24 protein-coding genes and 1 pseudogene are annotated in these 24,573 nt (G+C 55.3%); 19 read left to right on the forward strand and 6 right to left on the reverse strand.

What is annotated here, in order from left to right; genetic code table 11:
• Positions 1-109 precede the first annotated feature (109 nt).
• The 14 genes and pseudogenes from cysG to MYY08_RS15295 all read left to right on the forward strand — a co-directional run bounded on the left by cysG (position 110) and on the right by MYY08_RS15295 (position 12,805).
• Positions 110-1,525, forward strand: a complete 1,416-nt coding sequence (gene cysG / locus MYY08_RS15230) for a siroheme synthase CysG (protein WP_288014798.1) — start codon at positions 110-112, stop codon at positions 1,523-1,525.
• Between the two features lie 9 nt (positions 1,526-1,534).
• The gene (gene cysD, locus MYY08_RS15235; protein WP_038624482.1) at positions 1,535-2,443 is read left to right on the forward strand and encodes a sulfate adenylyltransferase subunit CysD; all 909 of its coding nucleotides are present in this window, start codon (positions 1,535-1,537) and stop codon (positions 2,441-2,443) included.
• An 11-nt stretch (positions 2,444-2,454) separates the two neighbouring features.
• Positions 2,455-3,891 (forward strand): sulfate adenylyltransferase subunit CysN, encoded by a 1,437-nt coding sequence (gene cysN, locus MYY08_RS15240; RefSeq protein ID WP_084970337.1) that lies wholly within the window; start codon positions 2,455-2,457, stop codon positions 3,889-3,891.
• A gap of 1 nt (position 3,892) precedes the next feature.
• Positions 3,893-4,498, forward strand: a complete 606-nt coding sequence (cysC, locus tag MYY08_RS15245) for an adenylyl-sulfate kinase (protein ID WP_038624486.1) — start codon at positions 3,893-3,895, stop codon at positions 4,496-4,498.
• 56 nt (positions 4,499-4,554) lie between these two features.
• A complete protein-coding gene (locus MYY08_RS15250) occupies positions 4,555-4,875 on the forward strand; it encodes a DUF3561 family protein (protein ID WP_038624488.1) in 321 nt (106 codons plus the stop codon).
• A gap of 223 nt (positions 4,876-5,098) precedes the next feature.
• On the forward strand, positions 5,099-5,416 hold the full coding sequence (gene ftsB / locus MYY08_RS15255; RefSeq protein WP_038624490.1) for a cell division protein FtsB: 318 nt from the start codon (positions 5,099-5,101) through the stop codon (positions 5,414-5,416).
• A 2-nt stretch (positions 5,417-5,418) separates the two neighbouring features.
• Complete coding sequence (ispD, locus tag MYY08_RS15260) at positions 5,419-6,138, forward strand: 2-C-methyl-D-erythritol 4-phosphate cytidylyltransferase (RefSeq protein WP_038624492.1); 720 nt, start codon at positions 5,419-5,421, stop codon at positions 6,136-6,138.
• Complete coding sequence (gene ispF, locus MYY08_RS15265; RefSeq protein ID WP_038629893.1) at positions 6,138-6,617, forward strand: 2-C-methyl-D-erythritol 2,4-cyclodiphosphate synthase; 480 nt, start codon at positions 6,138-6,140, stop codon at positions 6,615-6,617. The genes ispD and ispF overlap by 1 nt, the downstream gene beginning before the upstream one ends.
• Positions 6,617-7,666: a tRNA pseudouridine(13) synthase TruD gene (gene truD, locus MYY08_RS15270; RefSeq protein ID WP_084970335.1), complete on the forward strand. Its 1,050-nt coding sequence runs from the start codon at positions 6,617-6,619 to the stop codon at positions 7,664-7,666. Before ispF ends, truD begins: the two co-directional genes overlap by 1 nt.
• Positions 7,647-8,408, forward strand: a complete 762-nt coding sequence (surE, locus tag MYY08_RS15275; RefSeq protein WP_084970334.1) for a 5'/3'-nucleotidase SurE — start codon at positions 7,647-7,649, stop codon at positions 8,406-8,408. Before truD ends, surE begins: the two co-directional genes overlap by 20 nt.
• Complete coding sequence (locus tag MYY08_RS15280; protein WP_038624497.1) at positions 8,402-9,028, forward strand: protein-L-isoaspartate(D-aspartate) O-methyltransferase; 627 nt, start codon at positions 8,402-8,404, stop codon at positions 9,026-9,028. Before surE ends, MYY08_RS15280 begins: the two co-directional genes overlap by 7 nt.
• A 165-nt stretch (positions 9,029-9,193) precedes the next feature.
• Positions 9,194-10,273, forward strand: a complete 1,080-nt coding sequence (gene nlpD / locus MYY08_RS15285; protein WP_174705320.1) for a murein hydrolase activator NlpD — start codon at positions 9,194-9,196, stop codon at positions 10,271-10,273.
• Positions 10,274-10,323: 50 nt separating this feature from the next.
• On the forward strand, positions 10,324-11,316 hold the full coding sequence (rpoS, locus tag MYY08_RS15290; RefSeq protein WP_288014804.1) for an RNA polymerase sigma factor RpoS: 993 nt from the start codon (positions 10,324-10,326) through the stop codon (positions 11,314-11,316).
• Positions 11,317-11,483: 167 nt separating this feature from the next.
• Positions 11,484-12,805, forward strand: a pseudogene (locus MYY08_RS15295) (IS3 family transposase).
• Positions 12,806-13,118: 313 nt separating this feature from the next.
• Here MYY08_RS15295 and MYY08_RS15300 read toward each other — a convergent pair.
• A complete protein-coding gene (locus MYY08_RS15300; RefSeq protein WP_288014806.1) occupies positions 13,119-13,550 on the reverse strand; it encodes a carboxymuconolactone decarboxylase family protein in 432 nt (143 codons plus the stop codon).
• A gap of 359 nt (positions 13,551-13,909) precedes the next feature.
• On the opposite strand from MYY08_RS15300, the gene MYY08_RS15305 reads away from it, so the two are divergent.
• Entirely contained in the window at positions 13,910-14,371 is a 462-nt protein-coding gene (locus MYY08_RS15305; RefSeq protein ID WP_288014808.1) for an NUDIX hydrolase, read from the forward strand.
• A 229-nt stretch (positions 14,372-14,600) separates the two neighbouring features.
• On the opposite strand, the gene MYY08_RS15310 is transcribed toward MYY08_RS15305, so the two are convergent.
• Entirely contained in the window at positions 14,601-15,992 is a 1,392-nt protein-coding gene (locus tag MYY08_RS15310; RefSeq protein ID WP_288014810.1) for an MFS transporter, read from the reverse strand.
• Between the two features lie 123 nt (positions 15,993-16,115).
• On the opposite strand from MYY08_RS15310, the gene MYY08_RS15315 reads away from it, so the two are divergent.
• Positions 16,116-17,018 (forward strand): LysR family transcriptional regulator, encoded by a 903-nt coding sequence (locus tag MYY08_RS15315; RefSeq protein ID WP_288014832.1) that lies wholly within the window; start codon positions 16,116-16,118, stop codon positions 17,016-17,018.
• A gap of 188 nt (positions 17,019-17,206) precedes the next feature.
• On the opposite strand, the gene MYY08_RS15320 is transcribed toward MYY08_RS15315, so the two are convergent.
• The 3 genes from MYY08_RS15320 to mutS all read right to left on the reverse strand — a co-directional run bounded on the left by MYY08_RS15320 (position 17,207) and on the right by mutS (position 20,929).
• Positions 17,207-17,623: a type II toxin-antitoxin system VapC family toxin gene (locus MYY08_RS15320; RefSeq protein WP_288014812.1), complete on the reverse strand. Its 417-nt coding sequence runs from the start codon at positions 17,621-17,623 to the stop codon at positions 17,207-17,209.
• Positions 17,620-17,850 carry a type II toxin-antitoxin system VapB family antitoxin gene (gene vapB, locus MYY08_RS15325; RefSeq protein WP_288014814.1) on the reverse strand — a complete coding sequence of 77 codons (231 nt, stop codon included), beginning with the start codon at positions 17,848-17,850 and terminating at the stop codon, positions 17,620-17,622. The genes MYY08_RS15320 and vapB overlap by 4 nt, the downstream gene beginning before the upstream one ends.
• A gap of 535 nt (positions 17,851-18,385) precedes the next feature.
• Positions 18,386-20,929, reverse strand: a complete 2,544-nt coding sequence (gene mutS, locus MYY08_RS15330) for a DNA mismatch repair protein MutS (RefSeq protein WP_038624515.1) — start codon at positions 20,927-20,929, stop codon at positions 18,386-18,388.
• Between the two features lie 312 nt (positions 20,930-21,241).
• Here mutS and MYY08_RS15335 point away from each other — a divergent pair, with 312 nt between their 5' ends.
• Positions 21,242-21,583 carry a zinc ribbon domain-containing protein YjdM gene (locus MYY08_RS15335; protein ID WP_038624517.1) on the forward strand — a complete coding sequence of 114 codons (342 nt, stop codon included), beginning with the start codon at positions 21,242-21,244 and terminating at the stop codon, positions 21,581-21,583.
• A gap of 70 nt (positions 21,584-21,653) precedes the next feature.
• On the opposite strand, the gene MYY08_RS15340 is transcribed toward MYY08_RS15335, so the two are convergent.
• Entirely contained in the window at positions 21,654-22,541 is an 888-nt protein-coding gene (locus MYY08_RS15340) for a dihydrodipicolinate synthase family protein (RefSeq protein WP_038624519.1), read from the reverse strand.
• A gap of 352 nt (positions 22,542-22,893) precedes the next feature.
• On the opposite strand from MYY08_RS15340, the gene pncC reads away from it, so the two are divergent.
• Both pncC and recA read left to right on the forward strand, forming a co-directional pair.
• Positions 22,894-23,394: a nicotinamide-nucleotide amidase gene (gene pncC, locus MYY08_RS15345; protein WP_038624521.1), complete on the forward strand. Its 501-nt coding sequence runs from the start codon at positions 22,894-22,896 to the stop codon at positions 23,392-23,394.
• Between the two features lie 94 nt (positions 23,395-23,488).
• Positions 23,489-24,559: a recombinase RecA gene (gene recA, locus MYY08_RS15350; protein ID WP_038624523.1), complete on the forward strand. Its 1,071-nt coding sequence runs from the start codon at positions 23,489-23,491 to the stop codon at positions 24,557-24,559.
• The last annotated feature ends 14 nt before the right edge of the window (positions 24,560-24,573 follow it).

Here is a 24,573-nt window from a genome sequence, read left to right on the forward strand (position 1 = left end):
CCGTGGCGTTATTCCATTCGGTAACTACTCATTCCAATTCGTAATTTCATCTGCCTGAAGCAGCAGTCGTATAGTCGCGTTAACTTTTTGTTATTGAAGTAAGGCCGACGTGGATTATCTCCCTATATTTGCCGATCTGAAAGCAAAGCCGGTGCTGGTTGTTGGCGGCGGCGATGTGGCGGCGCGAAAAATTGAGCTGCTGCGTCGCGCGGGCGCGCGCGTGCAGATTGCCGCACGCGAACTCTGCGCCGAGCTGCGGGAGCTGGCGGACAAACAGCAGCTGGAATGGCTGGCGACATCGTTCGACGAGGCCCAGCTGGATAGCGTTTACCTGGTCATTGCCGCCACCGACGACGGCGCGCTTAACGCGCGCGTGTTCGAGGCGGCGAACCAGCGTCGCCTGCTGGCGAACGTGGTCGACGATCAGCCGAAATGCTCCTTTATCTTCCCGTCCATTGTCGATCGCTCGCCGCTGGTGGTGGCGATCTCCTCCAGCGGCACCGCGCCGGTGCTGGCGCGTATGCTGCGCGAAAAGCTGGAGGCGCTGCTGCCCGCCAACCTGGGGCAGATGGCGCAGGTGGCGGGGGAGTGGCGCGATAAGGTCAAACAGCGCTTCAGCAAAATGTCCGATCGTCGTCGCTTTTGGGAGCGCGCGTTCAACGGTCTGTTCGCCAGCCAGATGGCGGCGGGCAACGTGCAGGGCGCAAAGCAGACGCTGGACGCGCAGTTAACGGATGCGCCGCCGCAGCAGGGCGAAATTATTTTAGTCGGCGCCGGTCCGGGCGACGCGGGCCTGCTGACGCTGCGCGCGTTACAGGTCATGCAGCAGGCGGACGTGGTGCTGTATGACCATCTGGTCAGCGACGAGATCCTTGATTTAGTGCGCCGCGACGCCGACCGGCTCTGCGTCGGCAAACGCGCCGGCGCGCATTCGGTGGCGCAGGAAGAGACCAATCGCCTGCTGGTCCAGCTGGCGAGCAAAGGGAAACGCGTAGTGCGCCTGAAGGGCGGCGATCCCTTTATCTTCGGGCGCGGCGGCGAAGAGTTGCAGGCGGCGCAGGAAGCGGGCATTCCGTTCCAGGTCGTGCCGGGAGTGACGGCGGCGTCAGGCGCTACCGCCTATGCGGGCATTCCGCTGACCCATCGCGACTATGCGCAGAGCGTGCTGTTTATTACCGGACACTGCCGCGCAGACGGCGACGCTATCGACTGGCCGTCGCTGGCGCGTTCCCGCCAGACGCTGGCCATCTATATGGGCACGGTGAAAGCGGCGGAAATTTCGCAGCAGCTCATCGCCCATGGCCGCGCAGCGACGACGCCGGTCGCGGTGATCGGACGCGGCACGCGGCAGGATCAGCAGGTATTGACCGGCACGCTGGCCGAGCTGGAAACGCTGGCTCAGCAGGCGCCGACGCCTGCGCTGCTGGTGATCGGCGAAGTGGTGAATCTGCACGCGCAGCTGGCCTGGTTTCAACATTCAGCGCAGCAGGCGGGACGCGACTCCGCCGTTGTGAATTTGGCTTAAGGAAACATTATGGATCAAAAACGACTGACTCATCTGCGTCAACTGGAGGCGGAGAGTATCCATATTATCCGCGAAGTGGCGGCTGAATTTGGCAATCCGGTGATGCTTTACTCCATCGGCAAAGATTCATCGGTAATGCTGCACCTGGCGCGCAAAGCTTTCTGGCCCGGCACGCTGCCGTTCCCGCTGCTGCATGTTGATACCGGCTGGAAATTCCGCGATATGTACGCGTTCCGCGACCGCACGGTAAAAGAGATCGGCGCGGAGCTGATTGTGCATCGCAACCCGGAAGGAGTGGCGATGGGCATCAACCCGTTCGTGCACGGCAGCGCCAAGCATACCGACATCATGAAAACCGAAGGGTTGAAGCAGGCGCTGAACAAATATGGTTTCGACGCCGCGTTCGGCGGCGCGCGGCGCGATGAAGAGAAGTCGCGTGCCAAAGAGCGCATCTACTCTTTCCGCGACCGCTTTCATCGCTGGGACCCGAAAAACCAGCGCCCGGAGCTGTGGCACAACTACAACGGCCAGATCAACAAAGGCGAAAGCATTCGCGTGTTTCCGCTCTCTAACTGGACCGAGCTGGATATCTGGCAGTACATCTTCCTGGAAAATATCGACATCGTGCCGCTTTATCTGGCGGCCGAGCGTCCGGTACTGGAACGCGACGGCATGCTGATGGTGATTGATGACGATCGCATCGATCTTCAGCCGGGCGAAGAGATCAAACAGCGTATGGTGCGTTTCCGTACCCTGGGCTGCTGGCCGCTGACCGGCGCGGTAGAATCCTCTGCGCAGACGCTGCCCGAGATCATTGAAGAGATGCTGGTTTCCACCACCAGCGAGCGACAGGGCCGCGTGATTGACCGCGACCAGGCTGGCTCAATGGAGCTGAAGAAACGTCAGGGCTATTTCTGAGGAGACGCCAGATGAATACCGTTATTGCACAACAGATCGCCGAACAGGGCGGGGTAGAAGCCTGGCTGCATGCGCAACAGCATAAAAGCCTGCTGCGTTTTCTCACCTGCGGCAGCGTCGACGACGGCAAAAGCACGCTGATCGGGCGTCTGCTGCACGACACGCGCCAGATTTATGAAGATCAGCTCTCGTCGCTGCACAACGACAGCAAACGTCACGGCACCCAGGGCGAGAAGCTCGATCTGGCGCTGCTGGTGGATGGCCTGCAGGCGGAGCGCGAGCAGGGCATTACCATTGATGTCGCCTACCGCTATTTCTCCACAGAAAAGCGTAAGTTTATTATCGCCGACACGCCGGGACACGAGCAGTACACCCGCAACATGGCCACCGGTGCGTCCACCTGCGACCTGGCAATTCTGCTGATCGACGCCCGTAAAGGCGTGCTGGATCAGACGCGTCGCCACAGCTTTATCTCCACGCTGCTGGGCATTAAGCATCTGGTGGTGGCGATTAATAAGATGGATCTGGTGGAATACAGCCAGGATCGCTACGAGCAGATCAAACAGGACTACCTGGACTTCGCCGCACAGCTGCCGGGCTCTCTTGATATTCGCTTCGTGCCGATGTCTGCGCTGGAAGGCGATAATGTTGCGACGCAGAGTAGCACGATGAACTGGTACAGCGGCCCGACGCTGCTGGACGTGCTGGAAACTGTTGAGGTCAACCGCGTGGTGGAAAGCCAGCCGATGCGCTTCCCGGTGCAGTATGTCAGCCGTCCCAACCTCGATTTCCGCGGCTATGCCGGAACGCTGGCCTCCGGCATCCTGCGCGTCGGACAGCGCATTAAAGCGCTGCCGTCGGGCGTGGAATCCTCCGTCGCGCGCATCGTCACCTTTGACGGCGACCTGCCTGAAGCGGGGCCGGGCGAGGCGATCACTATCGTGCTGAGCGATGAAATCGATATCAGCCGCGGCGATCTGCTGGTAGCGGCGGATGAGACGCTGAAGGCGGTGCAGGGCGCGGCGGTCGACGTGGTGTGGATGGCGGAGCAGGCGCTGACGCCGGGACAGAGCTTCGACGTCAAAATCGCCGGCAAGAAAACCCGCGCGCGCATCGAAAGCATCGACTATCAGGTCAATATCAATAACCTGACCCACAACAGCGATGTCGACGCGCTGCCGCTGAACGGCATCGGTCTGGTTAACGTGACTTTTGACGAACCGATGGTGATCGATCCCTATCAGCAGAATCCGGTGACCGGCGGGATGATCTTTATCGATCGCCTCTCCAATGTCACCGTCGGCGCGGGCATGATCCGTCAGCCGCAGCAGAACGCCAGCCTCAGCCGCGGCGATTTCTCCGCCTTCGAGCTGGAGCTGAACGCGCTGATCCGTCGTCACTTCCCACACTGGGAAGCGCGTGACTTACGCGATCTGGGTGCGAAATAAGATGGCCGCGCACGATGAGAATGTGGTCTGGCACGCGCATGCGGTGACGCGTGCCGATCGCGAGCGGCAGCACGGTCATCAGGGCGTCGTGCTCTGGTTTACCGGGCTTTCCGGCTCAGGTAAGTCCACGGTGGCGGGCGCGCTGGAACAGGCGCTGCATCAGCTGGGCGTCAGCACCTATCTGCTTGACGGCGACAACGTGCGCCACGGACTTTGCCGCGATTTAGGCTTCAGCGACGCGGATCGCAAGGAGAATATCCGCCGCGTCGGCGAAGTCGCCAGGCTGATGGTAGACGCCGGGCTGGTGGTGCTGACCGCCTTTATCTCTCCGCATCGCGCAGAGCGTCAGATGGTGCGGGAAATGCTGGGCGACGGGCAGTTTATCGAGGTGTTTGTCGATACGCCGCTGGCGATCTGCGAGGCGCGCGATCCGAAAGGATTATATAAAAAAGCGCGCGCGGGCGAGCTGCGTAATTTCACCGGTATCGACGCGGTTTATGAGGCGCCTTCGCTACCGGAAATCCATCTTGATGGCGAACAATTGGTAACAAAATTAACGGCGCAACTGTTAGATCTGCTGCGCGGGCGCGATATTATCAAAGCCTGAGATTGCAGCGGCAAACTGCCTGAGAGCAGGCCGCTACGCGCAACAACAGGATACCTATGCATAATGTTACACCCCTGCTGGCCCGTAAAAACGATCATGACCAGGACGAACGCGCCTGGTCGTTTCCTGGCGGCGTTATCGGTTTCATCTCTTACTGGTGCGCGCTAGCGATCCCCTTTCTGCTGTATGGCTCCAACACGCTGTTTTTTCTGCTCTATACCTGGCCTTTTTTCCTTGCGCTGCTGCCGGTTGCGGTGCTGACAGGCATCGTCTTCGGCCTGCTGCTGCGCGGTCAGCTTATCTGGACGCTGCTGCTCACCCTTGCCACCGTCGTCTGCCTCTTCTGGCTGCTCTTCTCCTGGCTTACCGGCTGGTAAGCCCTCTGCGCTCTGTTTAAGACGCGACGAGCGGCTGCTCAGCGAAGCGGCTGACGGATGCCGAGCCCCGTTCAGGGCATGATCAAACGCGACCGCAGGTTACAAAACTTTACCCGCAGCACTATTTTCAGGCGTCTCGCTGAGAATGCGGCGCAATTTCGCCTGTAGAGTGGAGTCCGGCGAAAAGTTGTGGGATGATTGAGCCGTTTTTCAGGGGGCGGGGATGGGAAAACTGACGCTGCTGTTACTTGCATTGCTGGCCTGGCTGCAATATTCGCTGTGGCTGGGCAAGAATGGGATTCATGATTACACCCGCGTCAGCGATGACGTCGTGGTACAACAGGCGAACAATGCCAAATTAAAAGCGCGCAACGATCAGTTGTTTGCCGAAATCGACGATCTCAACGGCGGTTCGGAGGCGATTGAGGAGCGCGCACGTAATGAGCTGGGGATGATTAGACCCGGCGAGACCTTCTATCGCCTGGTGTCGGATCAAAATAAACGTAACGGGCAGCAGGCCTTGCCGAACCAACAACGATAGCAATGACCACATTAACTGACTCCTGGCCGGATATTATCGCCGTGGTGCCCGCTGCCGGTATCGGCAGCCGTATGCAATCCGGGCGCCCCAAGCAGTACCTGACTATTGGTCACTCCACCATTCTGGAACACAGCATCGCCAGTCTGCTGGCGCATCCGGCGATTAACCGGGTGATTGTTGCGCTCAGTCCAGAAGACAACTATTTTCAACAGCTGCCGCTGGCTAACGATAGCCGCATTCTCCCGGTCATTGGGGGAAAACAGCGCGCCGATTCCGTACTGGCGGGACTGAGCTCAGCCGAACGCGCTGACTGGGTCCTGGTGCATGACGCAGCGCGTCCCTGCCTGGCGGCGGAAGATTTACAGCGTTTGTTAGCCATCAGCCGCCATAGCCGCGTAGGCGGCATTTTGGCCGCGCCGGTGCGCGATACGATGAAGCGCAGCGAGCCAGGCAAAGACGCGATTGCCCATACGGTAGAGCGCGAAGCGCTGTGGCACGCGCTGACGCCGCAGCTGTTTCCGCTTGCGCTGTTGCGCCAGTGCCTGACGCGCGCGCTGAACGAAGGCGCCACCATCACCGATGAAGCATCTGCGCTGGAATATTGCGGCTATCATCCTGAGCTGGTGGCTGGCCGCAGCGATAACATTAAGGTCACGCGTCCTGAAGACCTGGCGCTGGCGGCGTTTTACCTTACTCAATTACATAACAAGGAGTGCGCATGATGCGTATTGGTCACGGTTTTGACGTCCATGCTTTCGGTGGCGAAGGCCCGTTGATTATTGGCGGCGTGCGGATTCCGTTCGACCATGGATTTATCGCGCATTCAGACGGCGACGTCGCGCTGCATGCGCTGACGGATGCGCTGCTGGGCGCCGCCGCGCTGGGCGATATCGGCAAGCTTTTTCCCGATACCGATCCGGCATTTAAAGGCGCCGACAGTCGCGGCCTGCTGCGCGAAGCGTGGCGCCGCATTCAGGCGAAGGGCTACCGTATAGGCAACGTCGACGTGACGATCATCGCCCAGGCGCCGAAAATGCTGCCGCATGTGCCGCAAATGCGCATCAATATCGCCGAAGATCTCGGCTGCCATATGGACGACGTCAACGTGAAGGCCACCACGACCGAAAAACTGGGCTTTACCGGCCGCGGCGAAGGCATCGCCTGCGAAGCGGTGGCGCTATTGATAAGGGCGGAGGCGTAATGGCGTTACCAGAATGGCAGTGGCTGTACGGCAAGCCCGGCGTTCAGGGGCAGCTTAAGGCCAGCCCGGACGATTTCGAGGTTATCGAGGATCTCGGCTACGAGGCGGACGGCGAAGGCGAGCATCTTCTGGTGCGCATCCGCAAAACCGGATGCAATACCCGCTTTGTTGCCGACGCGCTGGCGAAGTTCGCCAAAATCCATCCGCGCGACGTCAGCTTCGCCGGGATGAAAGACCGCTATGCGGTCACGGAGCAGACGCTCTGCCTGCGTCTGCCTGGTAAAGATACGCCCGATTTTTCCGCCTTTTCGTTGGAAGGCTGCGAAATTCTGCAGGTGGCGCGTCATAAGCGCAAGCTACGCACCGGCGCGCTGGCGGGCAACGCCTTTAAACTGGTGCTGCGCCAGATCAGCGATCGCGCCAGGGTGGAAGAGCGCCTGCAACGCATCTGCGTCAGCGGCGCGCCGAACTATTTTGGTCAGCAACGCTTCGGCATTCAGGGCAATAACCTCGATCAGGCGAAGCGCTGGGCCAGCAATGAAATCCGCGTGCGCGAGCGTAATAAACGCAGCTTTCTGCTTTCCGCCGCGCGCAGCGCGCTGTTCAATCAGGTTGTCAGCGACCGGCTGGCGGAACAGGGCGGTCTGACGCGGGCGCTGCCCGGTGACGCGCTACAGCTCACCGGACGCGGCAGCTGGTTTGTGGCGACGCAGGAAGAGCTGCCGCAGCTGCAACAGCGTATCGATAATAATGAGCTGCGCATTACCGCGCCGCTGCCCGGCAGCGGCGAGTGGGGCAGCCGCGACGCCGCGCTGGCGTTTGAACAGCAGAGTCTGGCGGGCGAAGAGACGCTGATTGCGCTGCTTGAGCGCGAGCGCGTCGACGCTGCCCGCCGCGCCATGTTAGTTATCCCGCGCGATATGCGCTGGAGCTGGAGCGACGATGCTACGCTGACGCTCAGTTTCTGGTTGCCGGCAGGTAGCTTCGCCACCAGCATAGTCAGGGAACTTTTCGAACAGGAAGGTAACGATGCGGATATTGCTGAGTAACGATGACGGCATTCAGGCGCCAGGGATTCAGGTGCTGGCGAAAGCGTTACGCGAGTTTGCGGAGGTGCAGATTGTCGCGCCCGATCGCAACCGCAGCGGCGCCTCCAACTCGCTGACGCTGGAAACGCCGCTGCGTACCTTTAGCTGGCCTAACGGCGATATTGCTGTGCAGATGGGCACGCCTACCGATTGCGTTTACCTCGGTGTGAACGCGCTAATGCATCCGCGACCGGATATTGTCGTTTCTGGCATTAATGCCGGACCTAACCTCGGCGACGACGTCATCTATTCCGGCACGGTGGCCGCGGCGATGGAAGGGCGCCATCTGGGACTGCCGGCGCTCGCGGTCTCGCTGGATGGTCATCAGCATTACGCTACCGCCGCCGCCGTCACCTGCGCGATTTTGCAGGGGCTGCAACGCGAACCGCTGCGCACCGGCCGCATCCTCAATATCAACGTGCCTGACCTGCCGCTTGAACAGATCAAAGGCATCCGCGTCACCCGCTGCGGTAGTCGTCATCCCGCCGATAAGGTTATTCCGCAGCAGGATCCGCGCGGCAATACGCTTTACTGGATCGGTCCGCCGGGCGACAAGCATGACGCCGGGCCAGACACCGATTTCGCCGCGGTCGATGAAGGCTATGTTTCCGTTACCGCGCTGCATGTCGATCTCACCGCCCATCAGGCGCAAGAGGTGGTTGGCAGTTGGTTAACCAAAGCCGGAGTCGAGGCGCTATGGTAAGCAGACGCATCGAGGCTTTACTGGATCAACTACGTCAGCAGGGCATTGATGATGAGCTGTTGCTGAAAGCGATCGGCGATGTGCCGCGCGAACGTTTTGTCGATGAGGCGTTGGCGCACAAGGCCTGGGAAAATATGTCGTTGCCCATCGGCTCCGGGCAGACCATCTCGCAGCCCTATATGGTAGCCAGGATGACCTCGTTGCTGGAGCTGAAGCCGGCGTCGCGCGTGCTGGAAATCGGCACCGGCTCCGGCTACCAGACGGCTATACTTGCGCATCTGGTGGATCACGTCTGCTCCGTCGAACGCATCAAAGGGTTACAGTGGCAGGCAAAACGACGCCTGAAGCAGCTTGATTTACATAACGTTTCTACGCGTCACGGCGATGGCTGGGAAGGATGGGCGGCACGCGCCCCTTTTGACGCCATCATCGTTACTGCGGCGCCGCCGGAAATTCCGGTCGCTCTGATGTCGCAGCTGGATGACGGCGGCATTATGGTTTTGCCGGTAGGCGAGGAATTGCAGCAGCTGAAGCGCATCCGTCGCCGGGGCGACGAGTTTGTCGTGGATACGATTGAGCCGGTGCGCTTTGTTCCGCTGGTGAAAGGCGATCTGGCCTGATCCGGCGTTGAGGCACTACGCATTTCTTCACAACTGATTAATGGCACCGGGATTAGGTTGTTGTTAGTATCAGCCTTTTCATCTGCCAGCAGCAGATAGCCGGGCGTAACAAATGACGCCCACAGTTTTAAAAGCTCGTCACAGGTTTGTTATCACGGGGGATAAATGAGCATGGGAAGCCCACTTTTTACGTTGAGCCGCGTTGCGGCTGTTTCACTGATTGGATTTTGGCTGGCGGGCTGTACTTCTGATGATAACACACAGGCCCCGATTAGCACTGTTGGCAGCCAGTCACAGTCTGGGGGCGGTGGGATGCTCACTTCAGGCGGCGGCATGACGAACGGTTCAGTGCCATCCAGACCTGTATTTTCTTCTTCAGCTAACAGCAGCAATGCTAATGTAACTACGCAAAATGGTCGGATTGTTTACAACCGCAGTTATGAGAATATTCCGAAAGGTAGTTACAGCGGTGATACATATACAGTAAAACGAGGCGACACGTTGTTCTATATTGCCTGGATTACCGGCAATGATTTTCGTGATTTAGCCCAACGAAATAATATCGCTGCGCCTTACAACCTCAATGTAGGTCAGGCTTTGCAGGTTGGTAATGGCTCAGGATCGCCGATTACCGGCGGCAATGCGATCACCGTAGCTGATGCAACGCAGGGTGGCGTTCCGAATTCTCCTGGTTCTGCACAAATCAAAACTTCTACAGTTGCGCAGCAACCTGTTATTACGTATTCTGATGATTCAGGAAAATCAGGCGGAGGCAAAATGCTGCCTTCAACGGGGACAACAACTGTTGCAACGACGACAGCCCCGGTTACCGCACCGCCGACGGTAAGCAGTACAACGTCCAGTTCAACCCCTGTGGCTGGTTGGCGTTGGCCTACCGACGGTAAGATTATCGATAACTTCTCTGCTGCTGAAGGCGGTAATAAAGGCATCGATATCGCCGGTTCACGAGGACAACCTGTGGTTGCCACCGCGTCCGGGCGTGTAGTGTATGCAGGTAATGCGCTGCGCGGTTACGGTAACCTGATTATCATCAAACATAATGATGACTACCTGAGTGCCTACGCCCATAACGACACAATGCTGGTCCGGGAACAACAAGAAGTGAAGGCGGGGCAGAAGATAGCTACCATGGGTAGCACCGGAACCAGTTCAGTTAGATTGCATTTTGAAATTCGTTACAAGGGGAAATCCGTCAACCCGTTGCGTTATTTACCGCAGCGATAAACGGGCAGAGCCTTGAAGTTCTGCCCAGGGATCACGGGTAGGAGCCGCTTATGAGCCAGAATACGCTGAAAGTTAACGAGTTACACGAAGATGCGGAATTCGACGAGAACGGAGCTGAGATTTTCGACGAGAAGGCTCTTGTTGAAAATGACCCTGGTGATAATGAACTGGCAGAAGAAGAGTTGTTGTCACAGGGTGCGACGCAACGTGTTTTAGATGCGACGCAGCTTTACCTCGGCGAAATTGGTTATTCTCCGCTGTTGACGGCAGAGGAAGAAGTTTTCTTCGCTCGCCGCGCACTGAAAGGAGATATCTCATCTCGTCGTCGCATGATCGAAAGTAACTTACGACTGGTGGTGAAGATTGCTCGCCGTTACAGCAATCGTGGTCTGGCACTGTTGGACCTGATTGAAGAGGGTAACCTTGGCTTGATTCGTGCTGTTGAAAAATTCGACCCAGAGCGTGGGTTCCGTTTCTCAACGTACGCCACCTGGTGGATTCGTCAGACGATTGAACGGGCGATTATGAATCAAACCCGTACCATCCGCCTGCCGATTCACATCGTCAAGGAGTTGAATGTTTATCTGCGCACCGCGCGTGAACTGTCGCACAAGCTTGATCATGAGCCGAGCGCGGAAGAGATCGCCGAACAGCTGGATAAACCGGTTGATGACGTAAGCCGTATGTTGCGTCTCAACGAACGCATTACCTCAGTTGATACGCCGCTGGGCGGAGATTCTGAGAAAGCGCTGTTGGATATCCTGGCCGATGAAAAGGATAACGGCCCGGAAGACACCACGCAGGACGATGATATGAAGCAGAGCATCGTTAAGTGGTTGTTTGAACTGAATGCCAAACAGCGTGAAGTACTGGCTCGTCGTTTCGGCCTGTTAGGTTACGAAGCGGCAACGCTTGAGGATGTGGGCCGCGAAATCGGTCTGACCCGTGAGCGTGTGCGTCAGATTCAGGTTGAAGGTCTGCGTCGTCTGCGTGAAATTCTGCAGGCGCAGGGCCTGAGTATCGAAGCGCTGTTCCGCGAGTAATAGCGTTTGAAGAACAGGTAATGCGAAAAGCGGTGGTCCGTGACCACCGCTTTTTTATTGCCTGCGATAAAGCCTCAGTATGTAATGCACCCATTTAGTTGGACTTTCAAACTGGAAAGTCCTATGCCCGGACGTAAATATACCCTCAAGAACGCCTTGAAGTCGTTATGCACTATCTTGTTAGCGATGAAGGCTATCGATTAACTTCAGCCCGTTTCAACATACTCAGAATCCAGGTGAGAATCTGGGTTGCAGCCTATGATGCTTATGGAGAAGAGGGATTAAGGCTCAGAGATAAGGGCGTATCAATTGATCCTGAGATCAGAATTGAAGCTGTAAAAGCCGTGCTTTCCGGTCAGATATCCCAGACTCAGGCCGCGACTAAATTCAATGTTGCAGGTGCATCATCTATGGCCAAATGGCTAAAAGTGTACAAAGAGCATGGTGAAGAAGGGCTTCGCTCACTCAAGGTAGGCACAAAAAGGGTATCTTACATGGCTGAACACCCTGAACTTATTGAAGCCGCAGAGGAAAGATCGAAAGAACAACGGATTCATGAACTTGAAAGGAAAGTCAAACGTCTTGAATTACGGATAGTTTATCTATAAAAGCTGAAAGCCTTAGTTCGGTAAGAGATAAGGTTTGCGTTGTCGACGAATTAAGCAGCATTATTCCCCTGACCAGCTGCTGAGTATTGCCCGGATACCCAGGAGCACGTTTACTATCACCTCAGGGCGCTCCGGTCTCCGGGTAAATACGATGAAATAAATTGTCGAATCAGCGAGATATATGATGAAAACCAGGGCCGCTATGGCTATCGACGGGTAACGCTGGCGCTCAGAAGAGAGGGGGAGTAATCAACCATAAGGTGGTTCAACGCCTGATGAACGGCCTTGACCTAAAAGCAGCTATCAAAGTAAAGCGCTACACCTCCTGGCGTGGCGAACGTGGATGTACTGCTGACAACCTCCTGCAACGAAACTTCAAAGCCAGCCGGCCCAATGAAAAATGGGTAACAGACGTCACGGAGTTCGCTGTCAACGGCCGCAAACTCTATCTTTCTCCCATCATCAATCTCTTCAATAACGAAGTGATTTCCTACAGTATTTCAGAACGCCCGACAATGCCGATGATTGATGACATGTTGATTAAGGCATTCGCCAGAATGGACGCAAACAGCACGCCAGTTCTTCACTCAGATCAGGGCTGGCAATACCGGCATCGATGGTATCAGTATCAGTTACGGAAGTTTGGGGTTCTGCAAAGTATGTCCCGCAAAGGAAACTGTATGGATAATGCCTGTGCGGAATGCTTTTTCGGGACGTTAAAATCAGAATGCTTTTACACCCGTAAATTCAACGATGTCGACGAACTGAAGGTCGTTCTTGAGGATTATATTCATTACTACAACGCCCGCCGAATCAGTCTTAAATTTAACGGACTCAGCCCGGTTGAATATCGCCTGAAAACCTACCCGCTACGGATTTGATGTGGTGATTTTCATCAAAGAAGCACCATAAAGAAAATGATGATAAGGCTTAATCAGCTTGCGCAGGATTTTTACATTTTTGATGATAGTGTTAAGAATGTCATCCAGTTCTCAAGCCTGAACAACGTCTGAAATGAATGGGGAATATGTCCGCTATGAGCGAAAAGTTGACGTTATGACGTGTATTAATGATAACAGGCGAGGCCTGCAATTAAGCTGCATAGCACTGAGGCCAGAAATTTGAAGGCTGGCCCTCGGCGACCTGAAACAGCCTGTGCCTGTTGTCATTCTGGCTGAGCTCGGGCTCAGCCAGCTACTGGCGCATTCCAATAGCCAGGCGGTTGAAGGCACTCATCAGGGATATAGCAAAAGTTAAATCAGAGATCTCCCGATCGCTGAAAAACGAACTGAGCGCTTCATAGACATCATCCGGCGCGTGCGTCTGATCTACCCGAGCCAATGTTTCGGCCCAGGCAAGCGCAGCTCTTTCTTTTTCACTGAAGTGTGGGCTGACATGCCAGCCTGAAAGCGCATCAAGCCTGGTGAGACTTTCACCACCCTCCCTCAGCGACTTAGCGTGCATTTCCAGGCAAAAGGCGCAGCCGTTTATTTGTGAAATTCGAAGATAAACAAGCTCAATGAGTTTTTTACCAAGGGTGCTGTTATCCAGCGCTTTTTTGGCTGCCAGCATTCCTTGATAAGCGTCGGGAGACAGCATCGAATAATTAAGGCGAAGCGTTTTCAAAAAGTAGTCCTTCACGGGTTCGTTATCTGAAGTCAATGACCTCTAGACAAGCTTGCAGAGGTAATTGATTTTAACCTTTTTCAACCCTATCGCATGGCTTGTAGTGCTACAGGGCATGACCAGAACCCAGTGTTTATATATTAATCCGAATGCTTTTCAGCAATTTGCCGCAGGATGTTCCCCATTCTATTCCGGTACAAAGCAGTCTGACACAAGCTCACTGTCTGCTACGAGCGAGGAGCGGACGTTGATTGAGATTAAAGCTGTAAGAAAATGGAGACCTATAGGGCGATTCAGGCTGCAATTTATGTTTACATAAATATTGAGAATCAGTAATTAAGCCTTTTTAAGGGGGGGACGTGCGCATTCGACCATCATCTCGACTGATCATTCTTTCGCCTGAAAATCATGTCTTGCTCTTTAGGTTCTGTCATAAAGATGATGCTCTGAGGGGAAAAACATACTGGGCAACTCCGGGAGGAGGGTTTGAAAAAAATGAATCTTTCGAGCAGGCCGTTATACGCGAATTATTTGAAGAAACGGGTTTGACAAGAACATTAACAGGACCACAAATAGCGTCCCGAACCTTCACAATGATGCTACCAAGTGGAGAGACAGTACTTGCTGATGAGCGTTTCTTTATGATTAATGCAAATACAGTAGATTTTGACCGCTCAGGATGGAGTAGCAATGAAAAGGAAGTCATTCGCGATCATCATTGGTGGACCATAGAAGAGCTCATACACACCAATGAGACAATTTTTCCACGCGATTTAATCATTAACATACTTGAAAGCAAGTCAGCGGATCTTCGACGTTAACTGAGTCAAAATATTTTCAATGTCCGCTTCTGACACAAAGCGGACCGAAATCAGGTTAATGTCCTTTACGGGAATTTACTTCCTCATTAACTTCGTGCAAGAAGAAAAAGCCTTTGATACAGGCTGCTTTACGATCAGCATAACTAAATCAATATAATTAGCTTCAAATGCCTTAGCTGAGTGCCATCCATTCGCAATCGCAGCTACAAGACAGAATGAGCACGCGAGTTCAGGTTGCCGCCAGGCCTGTTTTACGTAACCGGCTCACGCTCAATACCACTGATGCCGCAGAAGCGACGACAGCAATCCACAGAGCATAATGGACAGCCTGTAGTTCATTTATTGCCAGCAGTGCCCCCATGACAGCAGCACCGAGGCATTGACCGAACGTCCGGACGATAGACAATACGCCTGATGCGTAGCTGGCATAGTCGCGGGATACGTTAGAGAGCATCTCCCGGTTGTTAGGGCTTTGGAAACAACCAAATCCGATGCCGCACCACAGGCTACGTAAACAGATATCCCATGCCGTAGGGCTGGCGGGTAGCGTGGCCAGCAAAATCAAACCCACAACAAAAAGAGCTAACCCAACGGTAGAAATCAGAGGCGCTGAAAATATGTCGGCCCAACGGCCTGCATGAGGAGCTATCAACACAATGCCGATCGGCCATGGCGTAAAGAGTAACGCCGAAACTACAGGGCTGTAGCCATACACGCTCTGAAACAGAAATGGCAGCGCAATAAAGGTAATTCCTTGGCTCACAAAACAGGCTAGCGAAGTTAAAGCGGCCAAGGTAAAGCGTCCATTTTTGAAAATTACGGGTGGTAATAAAGGATGTGTTACCCGGCGTATCTGCCAGATAAATGTTATGGCGCTGAGCATCGCGAGCAGACTCCAGTTGATAGCCTCGACACTGATGTGATGGTCTGAGGAGAAGCTGTTTGCCGCCATCACCATTGAGCCTAAAAGTATTGCAGAAAGCACAGCTCCTGACGTATCGAACGGCGTTCTATCGGACGCCGGTTTTCGTGGCAGCGACCTGAATACCAGCAACAGGGAAACGGTGCCAGGGAGCACGTTTATGGCGAACAACCATTTCCAGCTCATTATGTCCAGCACTGTGCCGCCAAGCACAGGCGCTATGGCCGAGCTTGAAGCAATAAGCAGGGCATGTAGTCCAAGAATACGGCCAAGCAATCGGCCGGGGAAAACAGAACGCAGTATCGCCGGGGCAATGCTCAGGGTAGCTGCGCCGCCGATCCCTTGCATAATGCGCATTCCGATGAGCATCGCTGGGGTACTGGCCAGCGCACAACCCAGTGAAGTGAGCGTAAAGACGGTAAGGCCTGAAAGAAACACTGGCCGGTAACCGACGCGTACTGCCAGCGCAGCGAAGATAGCCAACGTCATGGCGGCGGAGAGCAGGTAACCGTTGGCGAACCAGACCGAGACATTCGCCGGTACCTGCATCGCTTTTGCCATGGATGGCAGGGCGATGTTGATCATCGTGCCGTCAAACACGCCCATCAGCGTCGTGGTCATCACGGCGGCCATGACGCGTGCACGCTCTTGTCCCGGCAGGCCTTCATCGCCCGGTTGATTTGAAAATAACGTTGTCATCTTTATGCCTGTGAAAGGAGGGATACGAAAACTATAATCAGCAGCGAGTCAAGGCGGAAGATGCAGTATTTGCACTGTATAATTGCATTCGACGTCATATCTGAATTCTTAGTAGGAACCAATATGTCCGACCCTGATTTTAACTTGCTTGTCGCGCTCGACTTTTTGCTGGCAGAAGCCAGCGTTGCGGGGGCAGCTCGACGCTTAAACCTGAGTACCTCAGCGATGAGCCGCACACTCAGCAGGCTACGTGAAGTGACGGGGGATCCAATTCTGGTGCGAGCAGGACGTAACATGGTGCTCACCCCTTGGGCTGAAGCAACCCGGGATCGTGCCAGAAGCGCGGTCTATGAGGCGAGGGCAGTACTTCAGCCCTCATCCGGGATGCTCAAGGTGGAAAACCTCGAACGGCTGTTCACCATCAGGGCCAATGATGGTTTTGTCGTGGCATTTGGCCCACTGCTCATTGCCGCCGTAGCCGAAGCGGCCCCAGGTATTTGCATACGCTTTGCACCGAAACCTGAAAAAACGTCTCGTTATCTTCGAGAGGGTTTAGTTGACCTAGATATTGGCGTCCAGAGCAATATGGGGCCAGAAATTCGGGTGCAGAGACTCTTTCAGGATCGCTTTATTGGAGCGGTGCGCAAGGAGCATCCGCTGGCATCACAGCCGGGAATAAGCGTTGAAGATTATATTGCCTGGGGACATGTGGTGGCGTCACCCGACGGGGTGTTACATGGTTTTGTCGATGATGCCCTGGCGGCATTAGGCGTCACGCGCAAAGTGGTGAGTGTGGTTCCAGGCTTTCCGACTGCGTTATCCGTCGCACTGGCCTCCGACCTTATCGCCATGGTTCCCGCGCTGTACTTGCGCAACCAACGAATGACAGAAAATTTACATGCCTTTGAATTGCCATTCAAAACCCGGAACATTGTGGTGTCGCAGATGTGGCACCCAAGAATGGAAAAGGATCCCGGGCACCGCTGGCTTAGAGAGAAAATTTTAGAGGTGTGTCGGGTACGGTAACGTATTACGTCCCATATCAACTAAGTAAATTGCACTGTTATCACGGGAGTTTTAAGGCACACGGGACTGTCTTCGGCACGCGTTGTTGAGACTATGCGGCTGGAGTTTGCCAGAAGTAAAATTGAAAGTTATCAATGTCCGCCTCTGGCACAAAGCGGATATTACTGTTTTCAAGATTCTTTCTGCCGTCAGTTAGCCCAGTCTTCCAGAACCAGCCCAGGCACACGCTCAAACTCTCGCACGTTGTTCGTCACCAGTACGGCGCCGGCGGCGATGGCATGCCCGGCAATCGCCGTGTCGTTCGGACCGATTGGCGTCCCGGCCGCAGTCAGCGCGGCCTTAATCTCTGTGGTTGCGTCCACCGCGGCGCGGTCCCAGGAGAGGATTGCATCGAGACGGGCGCAGAAAGCTTCGACGAGCAAGCCGTGGCGGGGAGATACCTTCTTTCCGATCGTACCGAAACGCATCTCGGCATAGGTGATGGCCGAAACCACGATACGATGATTGCGCAGTACTGCCTGCTCCAGCCGTTTAATGACAGCTTCCGGCTGCTCACGCATGATGAAGGAGCAAATGTTGGTGTCCAGCATATAGGTCTTGATCACAGGTCAAACCGTCCTTCATCGCTGACGATGTCCCCACGCTCGGCCATAAAGTCTGACTCGGCTTTTTCGAGCTGAGTAAACGAACCCCATGTTGGGCGAACGGGACGAAGGATAATGCTGTCACCTTCCCGGATGATCTCCAGTTCGCTCACTCCCTCAAAATCCAGGTCTCGGGGCAGACGGATAGCGCGATTATTACCGTTTTTGAATATTGATACGGTTCTCATGGTATTTCTCCTGACCAACTGGTTTTAGCATATTCCAAGTATATGCAGATGTTTGGCATATGTATAGATGCGACTTCTTCGGAGTGATAAAAGTGCACATGCGATACCTGCAAAAATGCTCTACATACCTCAATTAATCTTTTCTTCACCTAAGATCTGAATAACCAGAACCGGATCTTACTCAATTGACTGGTGCATTACAGGTTGTTGTAGAAACAGGGAAGCGCATGGAGTAAGAGCAGCAGAATGGATAATTTGGCTGTGGAAGAGTTTATTTAGCTTTTGCAGGAAACAAAAAAGAGTCCATGGAATACATGGACTCTTTCTCTAATGCCTCGATTATTCTGTCCAGCTTTTGGGGGGCAGTACAGTAGCAGCGCCGCCGCTGGGTGAGGACTCTCACTGGACAGATTCTCGTTAACGCGCAATTAAAAGCGCCGTATGTAAACGGCGCTTCGTCAACTCCGCTTTAAACGCGTTGCCACAACCGCAGGGTTTCCCTCCGCAGGGAAGACGCCGCCTCTCCGACCCAACGTTACAGCAGCGATTTCAGTCGATAGATCCACTCTAGCGCCTGACGCGGCGAAAGCGTATCAGGGTCCAGCGCCTCCAGCGCTTCGACAGCCGGCGAGGTTTCTTCCACCAGCAGCGGCAGTTGCGGGCCATCGGCGTTGCTTGCCGCTGCCGAGCCTGACAGCGCTTCCAGCTCTTTCAATTTCTGACGCGCCCGCTTGATCACCTCTTTCGGCACGCCGGCCAGCGCGGCCACCGCCAGGCCGTAGCTTTTGCTGGCCGCGCCTTCCTGCACGCTGTGCATAAAGGCGATGGTATCGCCATGCTCTACCGCGTCCAGATGCACATTGGCGACGCCTTCCATTTTTTCCGCCAGCGTGGTCAGTTCAAAATAGTGCGTGGCGAACAGCGTCATCGCTTTAATACGGCTGGCGAGACTTTCCGCGCAGGCCCAGGCGAGCGAAAGGCCGTCATAGGTGGAGGTGCCGCGCCCGATTTCATCCATCAACACCAGGCTATGCTCTGTAGCGTTGTGCAGGATATTAGCGGTTTCGGTCATCTCCACCATAAAGGTCGAACGGCCGGAGGCGAGATCGTCCGCCGCGCCGACGCGGGTGAAAATGCGATCGACCGGACCAATGGTCGCCTGCTCCGCGGGCACGAAGCTGCCGATACAGGCCAGCAGCACAATCAGCGCCGTCTGTCGCATATAGGTGCTTTTACCGCCCATGTTCGGGCCGGTAATCACCAGCATGCGGCGCTGCGGGGAAAGCGCCAGCGGGTTAGCGATAAACGGCTCTTTCAACACCTGCTCCACCACCGGGTGACGCCCGCCGGTGAGCTTAATGCCCGGTTTGTCGCTTAAGGTCGGGCGCGTATAGTTTAAGGTCCAGGCGCGCTCCGCCAGGTTGGTCAATACGTCCAGCTCGGCCAGTGCCGCGGCGCTTTGCAGCAGCGCATCCAGATGCGGCAGCAGCAGATCGAACAGCTCGTCATAAAGCGCCTTTTCCAGCGCCAGCGCCTTGCCTTTCGAGGTGAGAACTTTGTCCTCATACTCTTTAAGTTCCGGGATGATGTAGCGTTCAGCGTTTTTCAGCGTCTGACGACGCACGTAATGCATTGGCACCAGATGACTTTGTCCACGGCTGACCTGAATGTAATAGCCGTGAACCGCGTTGAAGCCAACCTTCAAGGTATCCAGCCCCAGCTTTTCACGCTCACGTATTTCCAGCCGGTCAAGATAGTCGGTCGCGCCGTCCGCCAGCGCGCGCCACTCGTCAAGTTCAGCGTTATAGCCGGGAGCGATAACGCCGCCATCGCGCACCAGCACCGGCGGCGCTTCGATAATCGCCCGTTCCAGCAGCTCGCGCAGTTCGTCAAATTGTCCCATCTGCTGACGCAGCGCGGGCAGATGGCCGGCCTCGACGCCTTCCAGCTGCGCATTCAGTTCCGGCAGCTGCTGAAAAGCATGACGCATACGCGCCAGATCGCGCGGACGTGCGGTGCGCAGCGCCAGACGCGCAAGAATACGCTCCAGATCGCCCACCTGACGCAGCACCGGCTGCAGCTCGCCGCTCAGATCCTGTAGCGCGGCGATGCTTTCCTGCCGCTGAACGATTACGCGGCTGTCACGAACCGGCGTATGCAGCCAGCGTTTCAGCATACGGCTGCCCATCGGCGTGACGGTTTTATCCAGCACCGCCGCCAGGGTATTGTCCACGCCGCCCGCCAGGTTTTGCGTAATCTCCAGATTACGTCGGGTGGCGGCGTCCATAATGATGCTGTCCTGCTGACGTTCCATGGTCAGGGAGCGGATATGGGGCAGGGAGGTGCGCTGCGTATCTTTTACATACTGCAACAGGCAGCCTGCCGCGCGCAGCGCCAGATGCGCATTTTCGACACCGAAGCCGGTTAAATCACGCGTGCCGAACTGGAGGTTAAGCTGCTGACGCGCGGTATCCAGCTCATATTCCCACAGCGGGCGGCGGCGCATGCCGCGACGGTTTTCAATCAGATCCATCGCGGCGAAATCTTCAGGATAGAGCAGCTCTGCGGGATTGGTGCGTTGCAGTTCAGCGGCCATCGCCTCGCGGTCGGCAGGCTCTGTAATGCGGAAGCGGCCGGAGCTGATATCCAGCGTGGCGTAGCCGAAGCCGCGCGAATCCTGCCAGATAGCCGCCAGCAGGTTATCCTGACGCTCGTTCAGCAACGCTTCATCGCTGATGGTGCCAGGCGTCACGATGCGTACGACTTTGCGCTCGACCGGACCTTTACTCAGGGCCGGATCGCCGATCTGTTCGCAAATCGCTACCGACTCGCCCAGCTGTACCAGCCTGGCCAGATAGTTTTCTACGGCATGATAAGGCACGCCCGCCATCGGTATGGGTTCACCGGCGGAGGCGCCGCGTTTTGTCAGGGAGATATCGAGCAGCTGCGAGGCGCGTTTCGCGTCATCATAAAACAGCTCGTAGAAATCCCCCATGCGGTAGAACAGCAGGATGTCAGGATGCTGCGCCTTCAGCCGAAGGTATTGCTGCATCATTGGCGTGTGGTTACCAATATCCATATCTGTTGATCCTTTTGCGGTCATGTCACTCAACTTGCGTGTTCCTGTTGATATCAGCGGCGGTCTGGGTATTAAGGCGGATCCTATCGTTAATGCATCTAAAGCGCTACCCGACCTTAACAGGCGCAGCGCTGGAGAGGGAGCGTTACCCCATTTCCGCTCATGCTTTTTCGGCGCGGCTCGCAAAACATCGCGGGCGGCAACGCTTCAATAACGTATCGTGCATAAGAAAGGCTATCCACATCAAAATTAAGGTTATAGAATGGCCGCCTTTTTTGTTTACCCGCCAGGGTACTTATTGATGAGGTTGTAATGCAGACTTTACCTTCTTGCCCCGAATGCCATTCCGAATATACCTGGCAGGATGGCGACGCGCTGAACTGCCCTGAGTGCGGCCATATCTGGTCTCAACAAGCGATGGATGCTGCGCAGGATGAAGGATTGGTGGTGCGCGACGTCAACGGCACCCAACTCGCGGATGGCGATAGCGTCACGGTGGTTAAGGATCTTAAAGTAAAAGGCAGCTCTTCCGCGTTGAAGATCGGCACTAAAGTGAAAGGGATCCGCCTGGTGGAAGGCGATCACAATATCGATTGCAAGATCGACGGCTTTGGCCCAATGAAGCTGAAATCCGAATTCGTGAAAAAGAGCTAAGCCTCAGCGGACGATAACGCATCCGCGCATAAAGCGGCGCAGCGTTAGCCGCTTCGCCGCTTTACGGATGTTAGCTGAACAGCATATCAATGGCGTCGCACTGCGCTTCATTCAAGGCGCCGCCGCTATTGCGCGACAGCGGCGTCATATAGCCAAATTTACGTGACACCGCCGTTTTGATGGCGCTAACGAAATCATCGCCAACGCTGTAAATCGCCATCAGTTTGCCGATGCGCTGCTGAAACTGGCTAAGCGCGGCAAGATCGCCTGCGTGCCAGGCGTGCATCGCTTCGGCAAACATGGCAGGCACCAGATTATTCAGTCCGCAGATGACGCCAGCCCCGCCCGCCAGCAGATTGGGCAGCAGATATTCATCGTAGCCGGAGAGCACAGCGAAGTCGTCACGCACTTTTTTCGTCTCTTCGATTAATGAACGGTTATGGGAAAGACAGTCCGTCGTATCCTTTATGCCGATGAAGCGAGGCAGTTCCGCAGCCAGCTCCGCCACCAGCGCGGCATCCAAATCGCAGCCGGTGCGCGCCGGGAAATTATAGGCGAACCACTTGCCGCCCAGCTCGCTGTCCAGCTGGCGGTAATAACTTAACAGCTGCCGGCGGGTTTGCCCGTAATACCATGGCGGTAATACCATCACGGCGTCATAGCCGCTTTCCCACGCCAGATGCGCCAGCTCCACCATATCGGCGCGGCAGGTGCTGGAGACATTCGCCACCATACTTAAACGCGACATCCGGCGCGCTTCACGCAGCAGCAGCTTGCGCTCCTCCTGTGACAGGGACGCGAATTCGCCAATGCTGCCCATTAACAACAACGTATCGATTCCAGAGGCGTCCAGACGAGCGAAATGCTGCCCCAGCGCGTCAAAATCGATGCGGTTATCCTGCGTAAAAGGCGTAACCGAAGGGCACCAGACGCCGGAAAATTCAGGTTGCGATCCCATACTCATTCTCCCAATGAAAATGAAACATTGTTTTAACTTAATCGCCTTTACGGGCTGATGTCACAGCGAGCAGCACAATAATCCAACCGCGATCGCAATTTTCATCTTTAATTATTACGCGCCTGAGCGATCCGTAGCGACAGCACGCGCATTACCCTGTTTCGTCGGGAACCTGTTTTCCGGCAGTAAGAATAAATAGTCTGACCGCCTTGCTAAACTGCCCGCAGCCCTCATATATCGCAGGAACCCGCCTCGCAAAAGCACAATTTCATCTGCGGTAAAACGTGAAAACGGTACGCTTTGCGCCAGGTTTATTGCTAACGTTACTGATATCGCTAACAAGGATGGAATGATGACTGACGATCGGCTTAATGAATTAAGCATCCTTACCGGGCAGCTATTGCTGCGGCATCACGCGACGGTAACGACCGCTGAATCCTGTACCGGCGGCTGGATTGCCAAAGTGTTGACCGACGTGCCCGGCAGCTCCGCCTGGTTTGAACGCGCGTTTATCACCTACAGTAATGAGGCGAAGCAGCAGATGGTGGGCGTCGCCGAAACCAGCCTGCAACAGTGGGGCGCGGTCAGCGAACAGGTGGTAAAAGAGATGGCCGCCGGCGCGTTAAAAGAGGCTAACGCCGACTTCGCCATTGCGGTCAGTGGCATCGCCGGACCGGATGGTGGCAGCGCCGACAAACCGGTGGGCACAGTCTGGTTCGGCTTCGCCACAAGCGCCGGTCAGCGGGTGGCGAAACGCCATATTTTTCAGGGAGATCGCGATGCAGTGCGGCGGCAAACCGTGGCGCTGGCGCTGCAAACGCTGCATGATGATTTTCTCAAAAATTTGACTTGATACTGTATGATTATACAGTATAATTACTCTCCAACGAACGAGAGCATTGTCCACTCCGGTGGCGTGCTTTACCCCTGCATGATTAGGAGTAAAAATGGCTATTGACGAAAACAAGCAAAAGGCTCTGGCTGCAGCGCTGGGCCAAATTGAGAAGCAATTTGGTAAAGGCTCCATCATGCGCCTGGGTGAAGACCGCTCAATGGATGTGGAAACCATCTCGACCGGTTCACTTTCGCTTGATATCGCCCTTGGCGCTGGCGGCCTGCCGATGGGCCGTATTGTTGAGATTTACGGGCCAGAGTCTTCGGGTAAAACTACGCTGACTCTGCAGGTGATCGCCGCAGCGCAGCGTAAAGGCAAAACCTGTGCCTTTATCGACGCTGAACATGCGCTCGATCCGGTTTACGCCAAGAAACTGGGCGTTGATATCGATAACCTGCTCTGTTCTCAGCCGGATACCGGTGAGCAGGCGCTGGAAATCTGTGACGCGCTGGCGCGCTCGGGCGCGGTTGACGTGATCATCGTCGACTCCGTTGCGGCGTTGACGCCGAAAGCGGAAATCGAAGGTGAGATCGGTGACTCCCATATGGGTCTGGCCGCGCGTATGATGAGCCAGGCGATGCGTAAACTGGCGGGTAACCTGAAGCAGTCCAATACGCTGCTGATCTTTATCAACCAGATTCGTATGAAGATTGGTGTGATGTTCGGTAACCCGGAAACCACTACCGGTGGTAACGCGTTGAAGTTCTACGCATCTGTGCGTCTTGATATCCGCCGCATTGGCGCGATTAAAGAGGGCGACAACGTCGTCGGCAGCGAAACCCGCGTTAAAGTGGTGAAAAACAAAATCGCCGCGCCGTTTAAACAGGCGGAATTCCAGATCATGTATGGTGAAGGGATTAACGTCTATGGCGAACTGGTCGATCTGGGCGTGAAGCACAAGCTGATCGAAAAAGCAGGTGCCTGGTATAGCTACAATGGCGATAAAATCGGCCAGGGTAAAGCGAACGCCAGCAACTACCTGAAAGAGAACAGCGCCATCGCTAACGAGATTGAACAGAAGCTGCGCGATATGCTGCTGAACAACCCGACAGAAGAAGGCAAAGCGAATGTTTCGGCGGAAGATTATGAAGACGCCGCCAGCGAAACGAACGAAGACTTCTGATTAATACCCCGGTC

This window comes from Mixta sp. (genome assembly GCF_024610815.1).
In the GTDB taxonomy this organism is placed as follows: Bacteria; Pseudomonadota; Gammaproteobacteria; order Enterobacterales; family Enterobacteriaceae; genus Mixta; species Mixta calida.

Bases quoted from the DNA above. Each gene is read 5' to 3' on its own strand.
- cysD (WP_038624482.1), top strand. From the start codon at position 1,535: ATGGATCAAAAACGACTGACTCATCTGCGTCAACTGGAGGCGGAGAGT.
- cysN (WP_084970337.1), top strand. From the start codon at position 2,455: ATGAATACCGTTATTGCACAACAGATCGCCGAACAGGGCGGGGTAGAA.
- cysC (WP_038624486.1), top strand. From the start codon at position 3,893: ATGGCCGCGCACGATGAGAATGTGGTCTGGCACGCGCATGCGGTGACG.
- MYY08_RS15250 (WP_038624488.1), top strand. From the start codon at position 4,555: ATGCATAATGTTACACCCCTGCTGGCCCGTAAAAACGATCATGACCAG.
- ftsB (WP_038624490.1), top strand. From the start codon at position 5,099: ATGGGAAAACTGACGCTGCTGTTACTTGCATTGCTGGCCTGGCTGCAA.
- ispD (WP_038624492.1), top strand. From the start codon at position 5,419: ATGACCACATTAACTGACTCCTGGCCGGATATTATCGCCGTGGTGCCC.
- ispF (WP_038629893.1), top strand. From the start codon at position 6,138: ATGCGTATTGGTCACGGTTTTGACGTCCATGCTTTCGGTGGCGAAGGC.
- truD (WP_084970335.1), top strand. From the start codon at position 6,617: ATGGCGTTACCAGAATGGCAGTGGCTGTACGGCAAGCCCGGCGTTCAG.
- surE (WP_084970334.1), top strand. From the start codon at position 7,647: ATGCGGATATTGCTGAGTAACGATGACGGCATTCAGGCGCCAGGGATT.
- MYY08_RS15280 (WP_038624497.1), top strand. From the start codon at position 8,402: ATGGTAAGCAGACGCATCGAGGCTTTACTGGATCAACTACGTCAGCAG.
- nlpD (WP_174705320.1), top strand. From the start codon at position 9,194: ATGAGCATGGGAAGCCCACTTTTTACGTTGAGCCGCGTTGCGGCTGTT.
- rpoS (WP_288014804.1), top strand. From the start codon at position 10,324: ATGAGCCAGAATACGCTGAAAGTTAACGAGTTACACGAAGATGCGGAA.
- MYY08_RS15310 (WP_288014810.1), bottom strand. From the start codon at position 15,992: ATGACAACGTTATTTTCAAATCAACCGGGCGATGAAGGCCTGCCGGGA.
- MYY08_RS15315 (WP_288014832.1), top strand. From the start codon at position 16,116: ATGTCCGACCCTGATTTTAACTTGCTTGTCGCGCTCGACTTTTTGCTG.
- vapB (WP_288014814.1), bottom strand. From the start codon at position 17,850: ATGAGAACCGTATCAATATTCAAAAACGGTAATAATCGCGCTATCCGT.
- mutS (WP_038624515.1), bottom strand. From the start codon at position 20,929: ATGGATATTGGTAACCACACGCCAATGATGCAGCAATACCTTCGGCTG.
- MYY08_RS15335 (WP_038624517.1), top strand. From the start codon at position 21,242: ATGCAGACTTTACCTTCTTGCCCCGAATGCCATTCCGAATATACCTGG.
- MYY08_RS15340 (WP_038624519.1), bottom strand. From the start codon at position 22,541: ATGGGATCGCAACCTGAATTTTCCGGCGTCTGGTGCCCTTCGGTTACG.
- pncC (WP_038624521.1), top strand. From the start codon at position 22,894: ATGACTGACGATCGGCTTAATGAATTAAGCATCCTTACCGGGCAGCTA.
- recA (WP_038624523.1), top strand. From the start codon at position 23,489: ATGGCTATTGACGAAAACAAGCAAAAGGCTCTGGCTGCAGCGCTGGGC.